At 66.1% G+C, this 14,570-nt stretch carries 11 protein-coding genes and 1 riboswitch; of the genes, 9 read left to right on the forward strand and 2 right to left on the reverse strand.

Annotation, left to right across the window (positions count from 1 at the left end; all coding sequences use genetic code 11):
• The first annotated feature begins 2 nt into the window (after window positions 1–2).
• Both ACSFA0_RS12525 and ACSFA0_RS12530 read left to right on the forward strand, forming a co-directional pair.
• A complete protein-coding gene (locus ACSFA0_RS12525) occupies window positions 3–779 on the forward strand; it encodes a UDP-2,3-diacylglucosamine diphosphatase (RefSeq protein WP_435450493.1) in 777 nt (258 codons plus the stop codon).
• An 8-nt stretch (window positions 780–787) separates the two neighbouring features.
• A complete protein-coding gene (locus tag ACSFA0_RS12530; protein WP_435450494.1) occupies window positions 788–1,579 on the forward strand; it encodes a M90 family metallopeptidase in 792 nt (263 codons plus the stop codon).
• Between the two features lie 67 nt (window positions 1,580–1,646).
• Here ACSFA0_RS12530 and ACSFA0_RS12535 read toward each other — a convergent pair whose 3' ends face one another.
• Entirely contained in the window at window positions 1,647–4,484 is a 2,838-nt protein-coding gene (locus tag ACSFA0_RS12535; RefSeq protein ID WP_435450495.1) for a DUF349 domain-containing protein, read from the reverse strand.
• A gap of 98 nt (window positions 4,485–4,582) precedes the next feature.
• Complete coding sequence (locus ACSFA0_RS12540) at window positions 4,583–8,305, reverse strand: DUF748 domain-containing protein (protein ID WP_435450496.1); 3,723 nt, start codon at window positions 8,303–8,305, stop codon at window positions 4,583–4,585.
• Between the two features lie 633 nt (window positions 8,306–8,938).
• Here ACSFA0_RS12540 and ACSFA0_RS12545 point away from each other — a divergent pair.
• From ACSFA0_RS12545 to ACSFA0_RS12575, 7 genes are all read left to right on the forward strand, one after another.
• Window positions 8,939–9,793 (forward strand): lytic transglycosylase domain-containing protein, encoded by an 855-nt coding sequence (locus tag ACSFA0_RS12545; protein ID WP_435450497.1) that lies wholly within the window; start codon window positions 8,939–8,941, stop codon window positions 9,791–9,793.
• Between the two features lie 41 nt (window positions 9,794–9,834).
• Window positions 9,835–9,961: riboswitch (ZMP/ZTP riboswitch) on the forward strand.
• 42 nt (window positions 9,962–10,003) lie between these two features.
• Window positions 10,004–11,248 (forward strand): serine hydroxymethyltransferase, encoded by a 1,245-nt coding sequence (gene glyA, locus ACSFA0_RS12550; RefSeq protein WP_435450498.1) that lies wholly within the window; start codon window positions 10,004–10,006, stop codon window positions 11,246–11,248.
• A 97-nt stretch (window positions 11,249–11,345) separates the two neighbouring features.
• Window positions 11,346–11,789: a transcriptional regulator NrdR gene (gene nrdR / locus ACSFA0_RS12555; protein WP_435450967.1), complete on the forward strand. Its 444-nt coding sequence runs from the start codon at window positions 11,346–11,348 to the stop codon at window positions 11,787–11,789.
• 138 nt (window positions 11,790–11,927) lie between these two features.
• A complete protein-coding gene (locus ACSFA0_RS12560; protein ID WP_435450499.1) occupies window positions 11,928–12,485 on the forward strand; it encodes a GspH/FimT family pseudopilin in 558 nt (185 codons plus the stop codon).
• On the forward strand, window positions 12,479–13,030 hold the full coding sequence (gene pilV, locus ACSFA0_RS12565) for a type IV pilus modification protein PilV (RefSeq protein ID WP_435450500.1): 552 nt from the start codon (window positions 12,479–12,481) through the stop codon (window positions 13,028–13,030). The genes ACSFA0_RS12560 and pilV overlap by 7 nt, the downstream gene beginning before the upstream one ends.
• Entirely contained in the window at window positions 13,017–13,826 is an 810-nt protein-coding gene (locus ACSFA0_RS12570) for a PilW family protein (RefSeq protein WP_435450501.1), read from the forward strand. The genes pilV and ACSFA0_RS12570 overlap by 14 nt, the downstream gene beginning before the upstream one ends.
• Complete coding sequence (locus ACSFA0_RS12575; RefSeq protein ID WP_435450502.1) at window positions 13,823–14,542, forward strand: pilus assembly PilX family protein; 720 nt, start codon at window positions 13,823–13,825, stop codon at window positions 14,540–14,542. Before ACSFA0_RS12570 ends, ACSFA0_RS12575 begins: the two co-directional genes overlap by 4 nt.
• Window positions 14,543–14,570: the final 28 nt, after the last annotated feature.

Genomic DNA, 14,570 nt, shown 5'->3' on the forward strand with positions numbered 1-14,570 from the left:
GCATGAGCACGGTGACCGAGCAGGCCTTTGCCGAACTCGTGGCACCCGCCGCGTGGCACACGGTCGACCTGCTCTCCGACCTGCACCTGCAGGCGGACGAGCCGGCGACCTTCGACGCCTGGCGCGGCTACCTCGAGACCACGCCGGCCGACGCGCTCTTCATCCTCGGCGACCTGTTCGAGGTCTGGGTCGGCGACGATGCCGCCGCCGTCCTCGGCTTCGAGGCGCAATGCGCCGAGCTGCTGCGCGCGGCATCGCGGCGACGGCCGATCTTCTTCATGCACGGCAACCGCGACTTCCTCGTGGGCGCCGATTTCGCGGCGCGCTGCGGCCTCACACTGCTCGACGACCCGACGGTCCTCGTGCTGCATGGCAAACGCTGGCTGTTGAGCCATGGCGATGCGCTGTGCCTGGAAGACACCGACTACCTCAAGTTCCGCGCAGAAGTCCGCACCCCGGCGTGGCAACAGGCCTTCCTTTCGCAGCCGCTGGAGGCACGCCGAACGCTCGCGCGGTCGATGCGCACCCAGAGCGAAGAGCGCAAGTCCACGCCCGGCATGGTCTGGGCCGATGTCGACACCGACGCGGCGCGTGATTGGCTGAAGCGCGCCAACGCGCACACACTGGTCCACGGCCACACGCACCGCCCTGCCGAGCATGCGCTGGGCGACGGCCTGCGCCGCATCGTGCTGAGCGACTGGGATGCCTCCGCACACCCGCCGCGCGCACAGGTGCTGTGCGTGTCGGCCGCGGAAGCGCGACGCGTCGACGTGCGCTGAGGGCCGCGATGTTCAAGTGGCTCCGCGGCCTGCGCGCCGCCCCCGCGATTCCCGATGCCGCCTGGCAGGCCACGCTGGCCCGCTATCCCTTCCTGGACGACCGTTCTGCGGGCGACGGTGACCGGCTGCGCGCCATGGCCGCCGAGTTCCTGCGCGACAAGGAATTCCACGGCGCGCACGGTTTCGTCATCACCGACGAGGTGGCCCTGGCCGTCGCGGCGCAGGCCGTGCTGCCTGTGCTGCACCTGCCCGGCGGGCTCGACTGGTACGACGACTTCGTCGGCATCGTGGTGCATTCGTCCGAGGTGGTCGCACGACGCAAGACCGTGGACGAGACCGGCGTCGTCCACGAGTACGACGAGGTGGTGGCCGGCGAGGCGATGGACCGCGGGCCGGTCATGCTGAGCTGGCAGGACGTGCTCGCCAGCAGCCTGACAGCCGCCGAGGGCTACAACGTCGTGATCCACGAGTTCGCCCACAAGATCGACATGCGCGACGGTGCCGCCGACGGCTGCCCGACGCTGCCAGTCGGCTTCGGCGGCTACGCCAGTGCGCGCGACGCGCATGCGGGGTGGATCGCGGTGATTCAGCCGGCCTTCGAGGACTTCCGCGAGAAGACGATCGTCGCCGAACGCTTCGGCGGCGAGGCGACCTGGCTCGACCCTTACGGCGCCGAGTCGATCAGCGAGTTCTTCGCGGTGGCGTGCGAGGCCTACTTCGTGAACCGCGCGCGCTTCGGCGAGGAATTCCCGCCGCTGCTGGCGCTGTTCGACGCCTTCTTCACGCCCCCAGGCCGCTGAAAGACAAAAGGCCGCGCGCCCTTCGGCAACGCGGCCCCACTCTCCTCAGGCTCTCAGCCTGCGGCGCCTACTTGCGCAGCAGCGCCTTCAGCGCGTTCTGCAGACGGCGCGCCGTGGTGGCGTCGTGGGCCGAGGCCAGCACCTTGCCCGCATCCTCGCCCCAGGTCTGTGCCGGGGCCGGGTCGCCACGCTTGGTCAGCAGCTTGAGCTGGAGCGCACGACGCGCGTCGATCAGGTCGGCCGGCGTCGGCACCTCGGCTGCCATCTCCAGGCGCAGCAGCGCTTCGCCCGCGTCGCCGGAGGGTGGCTTGGCAACCGCCTGCGTCCACGCGGTGCGCACGGCAGGCGTGACCGCCCGGCCGAGTTCCTGCACGCTCGGCAGTTGGGCCGCATCGCGCTTCTCCCACGCGCCCAGCAGGTGCGTGAGCGCTTCGCCGTGGGCCTGGGCCGCCAGCTTGCGCAGCGCCAGGTCGGCTCGCTCGAGCGCTTCGCGCTGCGCGCGGAACGCGGTGTCGCCCAGACGGGGACCGCGGTCTTCGAAGCGCGGCGGACGGTCGCCGAAGCGATCGCCACCGGGGCCTCCCGGGCCACCAGGACGTGGGCCGCGATCGTTCGGACGCCCACCCGGGCCGCTGCGGCTGTCGCGGCGGTCGCCGAAGCGGCTCGCCGGACCCGTCGGCTCGGCCTTGCGGCTGCCTGGACGGTCGTCGCCGCGGCGCGCGGCCACCACCGGCTTCGGCGGCGCCTTGGGCGGCGCCACCGGCGTGGCGGCGGCCGCGTTGTCGCCTTCGTCGGCCAGCGCCGAGGCGTCGGCACTGCCGACCGGGGCGATCAAGTCGCCCGACGGTGCGGGCGCAGCGGCTTGACCGGCCTCGTCCGGCTCAGGTGCCGCCACGGGTGACGGTGCGTCGGTCTCGCCCGGCACCGGCTGCACCGAAGCGCCTTCGCTGAACTCGGCCGCGGCCTGGCCCGGCGCGACGACTTCGGTCGCCCCGACGGACGGGCCATCGCTCTCGGCCTTGGCCGGCGCGGGTGCAGGCGCCGGACGCACCGGCGCTTCGCCACGCAGGGCGGCCTCGAGTTGCGCGACGGCAGCACGGATCTTCTGCACGTCGCCGGACGCATTCGCCGCGTCGAGCGCCTTGGATGCTTCCAGCACGTTGCGGTCGTGCTCGCTCATCGCCGTCGACGCCTTTTCGCGCTCGGCCGTCTTGCGGTTGAAGGCGTCGTCGATCGGCGCGCGGAACGCGTCCCACAGCTTCTGTTCCTGTCGGCGGTCGAGTGGTACGCCCTGGGCCTCGGCCTGCCAGCGCTGCTGCAGCGCCTTGACGGCGTCGATGCGCAGCATCGGCTGCGCGCCCAGATCGGTCGCCTCGGCGATCATGGCTTGGCGGCGTTCGATGCTGGCGGCCTGCGCCGTCTCGAGCGGCGCGCGGGCGGCACCGAAGGCGGCGTTCCACAGCGGCTGCAGCTCGGCGAAGACCTTCTCGCCGACGTGGCCCCCGTCGCGCCAGCGGTCGGCGAACTGGTGCAGCGCGCGGTTGTGCGCCTTCAGGTCGGCCGCTTCGGCATGCGCTTCAGCCCAGGCCTTGACCTCCTCGATCAGCGCCACGCGATGGGCGCGGTGCTCCGCCGCATCGGCGCGCACCTTCTCGAGCCAGGCCTCGACCACCTTGTGGGCCTCGTTGCAGGCTTCGTCGAAGCGCTTCCACAGCGCGTGGTTCGGCACGCCGCCCTGGTCGGCCTGCTTCCATTGGTCGCGCAGCGACCGCAGCGTTTCCTGCATCTTGCGGCCGCCGAGCGCCTGGCCTTCCGGGCGCTTGAGCAGGCCTTCGGCCTTGGCGACGAGGTCTTCGCGCACCTTGTCGGCGCTCCAGCGTTGCCAGCCTTCGAGTTCGCCGGCAGCGACGAGCGCAGCGTGCACACGGGCCTCGAGCGCAGCCTCGACCTGCTTGCCGTGCTCCTTCAGCACCGCGCGCAGTGCGGCGGCCGCACCGGCGCTGGCTTTGCCATGGCCCTCGGCCGTTTCCTGTTCCAGTTTCGCCAACGCGACCTCGACCGCGGCTTGCGCAGCTGCGCGCTTCTCGGGGTCGACCTTCGGGCCGGCCGACTTGGGCGGCGCTGCCGCGGCGGCTTCGGTCGGCAGGCCGCGTGCGGCGCGCAGCTCATCGGCCCAGACGGGCACCGGCGGCAGCGGCGCGGCGGTGTCGGCCGCGGCGGCGATGGCCTGCGCCAACGCGCCGTGGAAGGCATCGGACACCACCAGCAATTGCGCCTTGGAGGCGTCGATCTGCGGCGCGAACTTGGCGTCCAGGCTGTTCCAGTTGGCGTCGGTGGTCAATTCGGTCGCCTGCTGCTGCCAATGCGTCACGTCAGCACGCAAGCCTTCTTCAGCCGCCTGCGCATCGCGCCAGCTTTTGGTCGACAGCACCTCGAAGCGCTGCGCCAGAAGCACAGCGGCTTCGCGTTGGACCTGGGCACGGTGCTGCAGGTCCTCGATGCCCTTCACGCGTTCGGTCAGCTGCACCTTGAAGCCGGCCAGCGGCTCGCGCGACAGCGGCGCACCGGCCTTGGCGGCGTCGCGTTGCCAGGCGAGCGCATCGGCGATGTTGAGTTTTGACTGCGCCAGCAAAGCCTCGGCCTTCTGCGCCCATTCGGCGGCGATGGCCTCCTGGCCCTTGGCGCGCTTGATCTCGTCGAGCCTCTCGCGCAGCAGGCGCGCCGCGCCCTTGTCCCGGCCGCTGAGCTCCTTGAAGACCTCCTGCATCTGTTCGGGCGCAGGGTTCGCCGCGAGCCATTCGCGGATGCGCTGGGCCCGCTCGCCGGACGTGGGGGCGGTGAACGCACCGCCCGTGAGCGTGTCGAGAGACTGGAGGTCGTGGTGCTTGGAAGAGGTAGAGGTCACTGCGCGCAGGTCGTTTGTCTGAGAAAGATGAGAAAAGCGAAGGCGCCGGCAAAAAGCCGGCGCACCCCGCCATTTTCACCGACCGGCGGGTGTTCCGTTCAACGGGTCGCCAGATTCAGTTCGGCGGCAGGTTTCCAATCGTTGCCGGACGGGTTCGTACGCACGGCGCCCAAGAAGAGCCGTTCGCTGGGCAATTGCTTCGTCAGAAGGTAGTCGCGGACCACGCCGCCGCGCTCGACCGCCAGTTGGCGGATCGTCTCCTCGTTGATGGTGAGGGAGGCCAGCAGCAGGTCTTCCATTTCCTTTGGCGGCAGGTCTTTGGTCAAACCGATCAGGTTGCGTGGCTTCGGAATGTCGGCACGTTTGTAGACGGCAGCGAGCAGATCCGGGTACTCGGCGTCGCTGACCGCGCTCACCTCCGCCGCGTTCTGGCCGGCACGTGCGGCCGTGCGGCGCTTCTCGGACAGCAGCAATTGCCGCAGGCGCTGGCGCTTGGCGGCCTCGCGCTCCTTGTCGAGGCTGGCAGTGCCGACCACGGTGAGTTGCAGCGCTGGACGATCGGTCAGCGCCTTGGCCACCTTGTCGAGGTTTTCCTTGGCGCCGGCTGACAAGGCGGCGCTGCCGGCATCGAAGGCAACCGCACTCGCCTCGCCCAGGCCACCGCCGCCGAAGCCGCCCGTCAGCAGGCTGAACGGCGCCGTCACGGCCTTGACGATGAGCGTGCCCAGCGCCTTGAAGATCAACGAACCGATGCTGAACTGCGGGTCGTTGAGCGAGCCGCTGATGGGCAGATCGACGTCGATGACGCCATTGCGGTCGGCCAGCAGCGCCACCGCGAGTTTCACCGGCAGGCTGTTGGGGGCGCCCTCCACCGCCTCGCCGAACTGCAGCTGGTTGAGCACCAGCTTGTTGGTCGCCGCCAGGCGGCCCTCGGCGGAGATCTTGTAGTTGACGTCCATGCTGAGCTTGCCGCGCTCGATGCCGTGGCCGGCGTAGCGCACCGCGTACGGCGTCAGCGGCGCCAGGTCGAGGTCGCGCATCTTGGCCGTGATGTCGAGTTCGAGTGGCTTCGCGAGCGGATTGATCTTGCCGGAGATGTCGAGCGCCGCTGTCTGTTGCGCCTTGCCGCGCAGTTCGAGGTCGGCCATCTCGGGCTTGTTGGACGCGAAGGCGCTGAGCTTGCCGGTGAGCTCGCTCAGGTCCGCCGAGTAGTTCGGCTTGACGAACAGGTCGGTGAAGTCGATCTTGCCGTTGACCAGGCTCATCGGACCGAAGCGGATCACGGGCGACGGGCTGCCTGAATCGGCAGCGGCTGGTGGCACCTGCGCGGTCGTCGTCGTGGTGCCGTCGCGAGTGCGTTCCGTGGAGGCCTCGGCCGCTTGGGTGGCGGCCACGGCGACTGCCGCGGTGTCGGCCGCCTGCTGCGACTTCTTCGTGAGGTTCTGCAGGTTCAACCGGCCCGTGGGGTCGACGATGACCCGCGCGAAGAAATCGGTGAGCGTGGTTTCGCGCACATCGACCGACAACGGCGCGCGGGGCACCATGGCCACTTGCAGCCCGCGCAGGCTGAGGGCCTTCCAGCTCAGCAACTGGTTGTTGGCGCGCTCCAGGCCGGGCGACGCAGACTGCGTGAGCGCGGCGCTGTTGGCGCGGAAGTCCTCCACCGCCGTGTCGCCCGCCAGCTTGAGGCTCATGCCCGCCGGCAAGGCGTCGTATCGCACCGTGCCGCGGTAGCTGGCGAAGGCGCGGCGGATGTCGATGTTCAGCGCGTCGGCGTAGTAGGCCTTGAAGGCATGCGCCGGGAAGGCGGCAACCTCGAGCCGGCCTTCGGCGGACAGCGGCTTGAGCACGACCTGGCCCTTGTAGTCGAACTTGCCCGGCTCCGCGCGGCCGGCAGCGATGCGGCCGGACAGTTCCACCGGCGACACGGTCGCGGTGTCGGGCGTGACCCTCTGGGCGAGAAGCTTCAGCGCGGTGACTTCGAAGGCGACCGGCGTGCCGCTGGCCTTGTCGGCATAGGACAGCGTGCCGTTATCCACGGCCAGCGTCGCGATGCTGAGGCGCCAGGGCTTGGTGTTCGATGAAGCGGAAGCCGATGCGGGTGCAGCGGCCTCGGCGGACTTGGGTGCCGCAACCTTCGCCACGGCCTGATCCGAAGCGCCGACCGGCGCCTTGAGCCAGCGCTCGAACATCCAGCGCTTCTCGCTGTCGCGCTCGATGCGGACCTTCGGGTTCGTCGCCGTGAACGAGGCGATGGCCAGCGTGTGCTGCGTCATGTCGGCCACGGCATCGACCAGCTCGAAGCGGCCGACGCTCGCCAGCGCCGTCTTGCCCTGCGTGAGCGCCAGGCCGTCGGCTGACAACCGGCGCGCGGTGAACTTGATATCAGGCGCATTCCAGGCCACGTCGATCTGCCCGCTGAGCTTGCCGTCCAGCGTGGGCTCCAGGCTCCGCGCGAGGTACGGCGCCGCAAGCGACAGGGGCAGCGCGTCGACCTCGGTCTGCACGCTGGCCACCTTGTCGGTCGCTTCGCCCTGGAACTTGAGCCCGGCACCGCCCACCCGGGTCGAGCCGTTGAAACGGACGGGCTTCTGCACCGGCCAGGTGATGCCGGTCGCTTCGACGGTGAGCGCAGTCACATCGATGGCCGCCGCCGGTGCGGTGGTCTCGTCGCGCCAGCCGACACGGCCGCCGTTCAGCACGACCTTGTCCACGGTGACCTGCATCGGCTTCTTGGCGGCGGGTGCCGCCGCTGCGCTGGCCGGCGCCTTCGGCACGGCAACCTTCTGCGTCGCGCCGGTCGCCGGATCGGTGGCCAGCAGGTTCAACTGGCCGGCTGCGTCACGCGCCACCACGAGCTGCGGCGCCGTGAGCGCCACGTCGCCCAGATGGATCACGCCGTCGAGCGGCCGCACATCCACCAGCGCGATCTTGAGGGCGTCGAAGCCGAGCAGATCGCGGCCCCGGGCGTCGGCCACCTTGGCCTGGTGCGCCTCGATGGTGCCGGTGATCTTGAGACCCGTCGTCGCCGCCTGTTCGAAGTCGATCTTGAGATCGGCGTCCAGCAGACCGGCCTTGACCTGGACCGGCAGGCCCGCGGGGATGTAGCCCAGGTACGGCGCGAGGTCGAGACCCTTGAAGCGCAGTTGCGCATCGGTCTTGCGGTTGGCGGCGAAGGGCGTCGTGAAGGCGGCCGAATCGAAGGCGCTGCCGTTGAGCGTGAAGGCGAGCTTGGGCTCGGTCGTGATCTCGCGCTTCGAGGCGAGGTTGCTGAGGAACGGGACCTTGAGCACCAGGTCGCGCAGCGCATGCGTGCGGCCGACGGTCCGGTCGTCGAAATCCACCGACCCGTCGGTCACACTGATGTTGTAGACCGCGAAGCGCGCGGGGTCGGATTGGGGTGCATCCGGCGGGCTTGCGAGCCTGGCCAGGATGTCGTCGATGTCGTACTTGCCGTCGGCCGCATGCGTCAGCCGGACGGCCGGGCCTTCGACGCTCACCGCGTCGATCACCGGTGCCAGGCGGAGCAAGGACTGCAGTTCCGCATCGGCATACAAGCGTCGGACGGCCAGCTGCGGCGGACCGCCATCGGTGGCGGCGACTTTCAGGTCAGTCAGTGCGAGTTCCAGCGACCACGGCTTGAAGTCGATGGCGCCCACGGTGACCTGGCGGCCCAGCTTTTCTGACGCGATCTTCTGCAGCTGACTCTTCATCAGCGGCGGCACGGCCAACCAGGCCACCGCCCAGAGGACCAGCACCCCCAACACCGCGACGCCCCCGCGCCGCAACCACTTGCTCTTCTTTAATGAGGCGACATTCATCGCGCGAGTGTGCCGCAATTGAATGGCATGGAAAGCCCGTTCCCCAGCGAAGCTCGTGCAACGAGAAGTTTGACGCAGCCGTCTCAGAAACAAGAAAGCCCGGCGGCTCGACCTGAAGTCTTGCCGCCGGGCTCGATGGCGGGCACGAGGCCCATGCCATCTTTTCGCGCGATCGGAAGTGAATGGTTCCGTTCGTGCTGGCAGCAAGAGATTGCCGCCATTGGCCTCCGCCGCTGGTTCTTCAATCGCTTGTCGAACCATTGGGCTTCGGTGAATGCCCGATGAGATCGGACCCCCTCAGATTAGGCGCTTCGATCGGCTGCGGCAACACAGATTTGCAATCGCCGGGCGGGTGAAGATACCAAAAAACCAATCGACGCCTTCATCCTACATGGCATATCAATGAACATCCTTATGCTTGACCGTGTATTTGGCCACTCCTAGAATTCGCCTCGCCCGGTCTCACTACCTTTCTCCCCGGGCCGTCCCGATCCGCCGCCGAATACTTTCGGCCTCACCAGTTTGTCAGCGCTCCACTTCTCGCGCTGACCTGGTACGTACCAATCCAAGCGCTGCCGTCCTCCCTTCCGCCCTCCGGCGTGAGTCTCAGACGCCGCACAGAAAGGAAGAGCGATGCACAAGACGTTGCAGACTACAGCCCGCGGGCTACGGACATTCGGTTCCGATGTGGTCGACGGCTTTTTTGAAATCACGCACAATGGCTTTGCCCTCCTCGGGCTGGCCACCGTGTTCGCCGTGCTGGCTCTGTTCGCACGCCCAGACCTGCGTGCCTCCGGTGAAGCGCAACTCGCCACCTGGCTCGAGTCGCGCAAACCCGCGCCGGAAGCCACGGCACTGGAGCCCACCGCGATCGACCGCACCACGGCCGCACGCCCGCTCGACCTGCCGAAGCAGCAGGCCGCCGTGGCTTTTTGGCTCAGCAAGAAGTACCGCGTGGCCGCCGAGCCGTTGAGTGTTCTGGTGGCTGAGGCCTATGGACTGGGCCAGCGCACCAAGCTCGACCCGACCCTGATCCTTGCGATCATGGCTGTGGAATCCAGCTTCAACCCGTTCGCCCAAAGCCATGTGGGCGCCCAGGGGCTGATGCAGGTCATGACGCGCGTGCACGAGGACAAGTACGAAAGCGCGGGAGGGACGCTCACCGCTTTCGACCCGGTGACCAACATGCGCGTGGGCGTCAAGGTACTGCAGGAATGCATCGCCCGTGCCGGCTCGCTGGAAGCCGGCCTGCGCTATTACGTCGGCGCCGCGAACCTCGACGACGACGGCGGCTACGCAGCCAAGGTGCTGGCGGAGCATGCACGTCTTGTTCAGGTCGCGAACGGCAAGGCACCGTCGACGGTGACGCCGCCGGCCCTGCGTGCGCAGGCGCCCCAGAGCCAGCCAATCCCGGTCGTCGCGCCAGCTAAACCGGAAGGAACGCCCGTGGCGCCGCCGGAAAAGGTGGCGTTGTTGGCAGACTCCTGATCGACGGTCCTGCTCCCGGCTGGTCGGCCCTCGGCTACACTCGCCGGGTACGCGACTGGCGATAGGCGCCGCGCCCTTTTCGGGGCCGACGGCGCTGACGTGGACTACCACTGGGAAGCGTGCCGCCCGGCCCTACCGGGTGATCAGCCGTTCGCCTGGGCAGCCCTTGTTTGATCGACGAACAAGGACCACCGTCTTCAAAGGACTGCCATGTACCACCGCGACATCCTGGTCGAACAGACCGACCCCGAACTCTGGGCCGCCATCCAGGCCGAGAACGTCCGCCAGGAACACCACATCGAACTGATCGCAAGCGAGAACTACGCCTCGCCAGCCGTCATGCAGGCCCAGGGCTCGCAGCTCACGAACAAATACGCCGAAGGCTACCCCGGCAAGCGCTATTACGGCGGCTGCGAATTCGTCGACATCGCCGAGCAACTGGCCATCGACCGCATCAAGCAGATCTTCGGTGCCGACGCCGCTAACGTGCAGCCGCATTGCGGCGCCTCGGCCAACGAAGCCGTGATGCTCGCCTTCTTGAAGCCCGGCGACACCATCATGGGCATGAGTCTCGCCGAAGGCGGTCACTTGACGCATGGCATGCCGCTGAACATGAGCGGCAAGTGGTTCAACGTCGTCAGTTACGGCCTCGACGCGAACGAAGCCATCGACTACGACGCGATGGAACGCAAGGCGCACGAGCACCTGCCCAAGCTGATCATCGCGGGAGCATCTGCCTACTCGCTGCGCATCGACTTCGAGCGCTTCGCCAAGGTGGCCAAGGACGTCGGCGCGATCTTCATGGTCGACATCGCCCACTACGCCGGCTTGGTGGCTGCGGGCGTGTACCCCAACCCGGTGCCGCATGCCGACGTGGTCACGTCCACGACCCACAAGAGCCTGCGCGGCCCGCGCGGCGGCATCATCCTGATGAAGTCGCAGCACGAAAAGGCCATCAACAGCGCAATCTTCCCCGGCCTGCAGGGCGGCCCGCTGATGCACGTCATCGCCGCCAAGGCCGTGGCCTTCAAGGAAGCGATGGCGCCCGAGTTCAAGGCGTATCAGCAGCAGGTCGTGAAAAACGCGCAGATCGTCGCCGAGACGCTGATAGCGCGCGGCCTACGCATCGTGAGCGGCCGCACCGAGAGCCACGTCATGCTGGTCGACCTGCGCTCCAAGGGCATCACCGGCAAGGAAGCCGAAGCGGTGCTGGGGAGCGCGCACATGACCATCAACAAGAACGCGATCCCGAACGACCCGGAAAAGCCGATGGTCACCAGCGGCGTGCGCATCGGCACCCCGGCGATGACGACGCGCGGCTTCAAGGACGAAGAGGCCCGCGCCACCGCCCACCTGGTGGCCGATGTGCTGGACAACCCGCGCGACGCAGCGAACATCGAGGCCGTGCGCGCCAAGGTGCATGCGCTGACCAGTCGCTTCCCGGTTTACCGTTGAAAAACGTGGCCCCCACGCTCGGCACTTCGTGTGCTCGCTGCCCTCCAGAGGGGCCGCGCCCGCCTTGGGGCGGCCCGGCGTCGGGCGGTCCGGCCGCATGAAGTGCCCATTCTGCGGTCACGCCGAAACGCAGGTCGTCGAAACCCGCGTTTCGGAAGACGGCGACTTCGTCCGGCGCCGCCGCCAGTGCGGCGACTGCGACAAGCGTTTCACGACCTACGAGCGGCCGGACGTCAACTTCCCAGTCGTCGTGAAGAAGGACGGCAGCCGTGCCGACTTCGACTCGACCAAGGTGCGCGCCTCGATGATGCTGGCCCTGCGTAAGCGGCCGGTCAGCATCGAGCAGATCGACGGCGCCCTCTTTCGCATGGAGCAAAAGCTCCTGTCCAGCGGCCTTCGGGAAATCGAATCGACCAAGGTCGGTGAGCTTGTCATGCGGGAGCTGAAGAAGCTGGACAAGGTCGCCTACGTGCGCTTTGCCTCGGTGTACCGTAGCTTCGAGGACGTGGACGAGTTCAGGCAATTGCTGCGCGACATTTGATCTGCATTTGTCAAATTCAATTCGCAATCTTGCCAGAATGTCACGCAATTGAATTGCGCGCCTTTCATCGGTTGATTTAAACCGTTGAGCCGGGTCGCCGCCTGATTCATTGATCCTGCGTATAGCATGCGCCGGATCATGCGACCCAACGAAGCCCTCTTTCCGTTTCAATCCACGTCGCGCAAGACGGGTGGATTCACGGCCGTGGAGCTCATGGTCGTCATTGCGATCGTCGCAATTCTTGGCGCCTTGGCCGCGCCCAGTTTCTCCGACGTAGTGGGCCGATATCGGGTTCGGCGGGCGGCAGAAGACCTCTCTCGCACGCTGTCGCTGGCCCGTACCGAGGCCATTCGCCGCGGCGGACGAATTCTCGTGGCGCCCATCCTTTCCATTCCCGATACCTGCATTGGCGGAAGCGACGGCGCGTGGAATTGCGGTTGGATGATCGCGTTTGACGCCAATGGCAACAAGACGCTCGACACCGGCGACACGATCATCCAGACCTCGAACAGGCCCATTGGTGTATCGACCACCTCCAGCAAGAACATCGTCGTGCTCGATGGCTGGGGACAGATCAACGGACTCGGCGCGTACTCCTTCCAACTGGGCGACTTGTCCACTCCACTTCGCTTTCCTCTGAAGATTTGCGTCAATTCTGGCGGTCGAATCAGAACTACCGAAGGAACAGAATGTTGAGCTCGAACCGATCGCGGCAGCGAGGCATTACGCTGCTGGAGTCACTCGTTTCCATTGCCATTCTGGCGGTGGCGGTATTAGGAATGCTCGGCGTTCAGCTGCGCCTGCTGGCGGAGACACAAACCGGCGTCAGACGGGGTCAGGCAGTGCGGCTGATCGAGGATTTTTCCGAGCGAATCAAGACCAACCCAGGCAGCTATTCTCAAATTGGCGCTTATGTCAGCGACTTCACGGCGACGGTGCCCCAACCCACGGTAGATTGCGCAACCACAAATTGTCTTCCTGAGGAGCTTGCTCTCTGGGATCTGGCGAAGTGGAAAGCAAATGTCGCCCAGATACTTCCGCTGGGCCAAGCAAACCTTTTCCTGTCGACCGACGAGGCAACTTCGAGCAATCGCCGACAACTAGGAATCATCGTGGCGTGGAAAAAGAACGAAGCCAGCGATTCGGACGACTACAAAACGCCCTTTCTTCCAAGTGCCGTGGTCGAGGGTATCGAGTGCCCCGCAACGCATCTCTGCCATTTGGTCTATGTGCAACCCTAAAACACTGCAAATCGCGAGAGCGGCGCCCCTCCCACGCCCATCTAGCCCGAGGCAACAGCTTGGCCTGACGCTGATCGAGTTGTTGGTTGGAATTGCCTTGGGATTGCTGGTGATCGCAGCAGCGATCGGGACGCTGACCGTCTCGCGCACCACCGCAGGGACGGTCGGCGACGTTGCGCAGCTGCAGCAACAAGGCTCTTTTGCTCTGCGCGTGATTGGCCTTCAATTGCGCCAAGCCGGATCTCAGGAGCCGCTGAGAAGCGACACAAATGGACTTTATTCATTCGATACCACCTATTCGGGAATCGATGGCGAGAACATCTCCGTCAAGGGTGAGGACGGTGCGGATGGGGACTCGCTGTCCGTGAGCAATTTCTCTTCTGCAGGCTTGGAGAATACGCAACGTCGGAGTTGCCTCGGCAGCATCATCGCTGCGAATACCACGATGGACGCAACGTTCAAGCGGAAGGCGTCCAGCAATGAACTCCTGTGTGCCACCACATTGCCCAGCGCCGAAGCGCAGGCTATCGCAACGAATGTGACGGATTTTCAAGTGGCGTATCGCGTCAGTTCGGCTTCTGGGACCCAAATCATGACTTCGGAAACCGTGGAAGATGGAAACCTTTGGAAATCCGTCAGCGGGATTGAGATCTGCTTGGAATTGAAGGGCGATCAACGAATGCCTGACACCGGCGCGACATACACAAATTGCAAAAATCAAAGCACCAACCGAGGTGATAAATTGCGGCTTGTTTTTCGAAACACCTTCGATATCAGAGCTGGCCTTCTGCCATGAAATATCACACCAACTTCGCGGGCCGGAACCAGAAAGGGATTTCTCTCTTCGTGGTTCTTGTGATGGTGCTCTTGACGACGCTGCTGGTGCTCTGGAGTTCTAGAACAGCACTCCTGAATGAACTTATTTCCGGCGTCGACAGCGACTACCAGCGCGCCCTCGAGGCCGCTCAAGCCATGGCCAAAGATGCCGAACTCGATATCAAGGGGGCAGATACTTCAGGCGCGCCCTGCGCTGGGACGCACTGCAGGGAATTCGGCGTCATCGACGTGGCGACCAACAAGGCCTTTTTCCCCACCGACATGAATGAGTATTGGGACATGAACGCATTGTTGGGAAGCAGCGTGCCTCCCTGCATTGCAGCAGTCTGCGTTCCTGGAGCAAACGCAACCTTCGACGCGAATGAATTCTGGCGAAACGCCACGAATCTGGCAGCGATGAAAACCAAGGCCGCCACTTACGGGAAATTCACCGGCGCCGAGACTGGCAGCGCCAGCAACCCTCTGCTCGTTCCGAGCAAAAACAAGGCGTGGTACTGGGTCGAGCTGCTTCCCTACGACAACTCTGCAAGCACCCGCGGAGGTGCCGCAAAAAGCCTCGCGCCAGACGATACGACCCCGCTGGTCTATCGCATCACGGCCATCGCGGAAGGCGTTCGGCCGCAAACACAAGCGGTCGTCCAGACAATTTTTGTCTGGAAACGCCTCAATTCCTGAGTCGCAGTCAGGGAAAGAAAAACAGGGA

The organism is Variovorax restrictus, from assembly GCF_051216715.1.
GTDB lineage: Bacteria > Pseudomonadota > Gammaproteobacteria > Burkholderiales > Burkholderiaceae_C > Variovorax.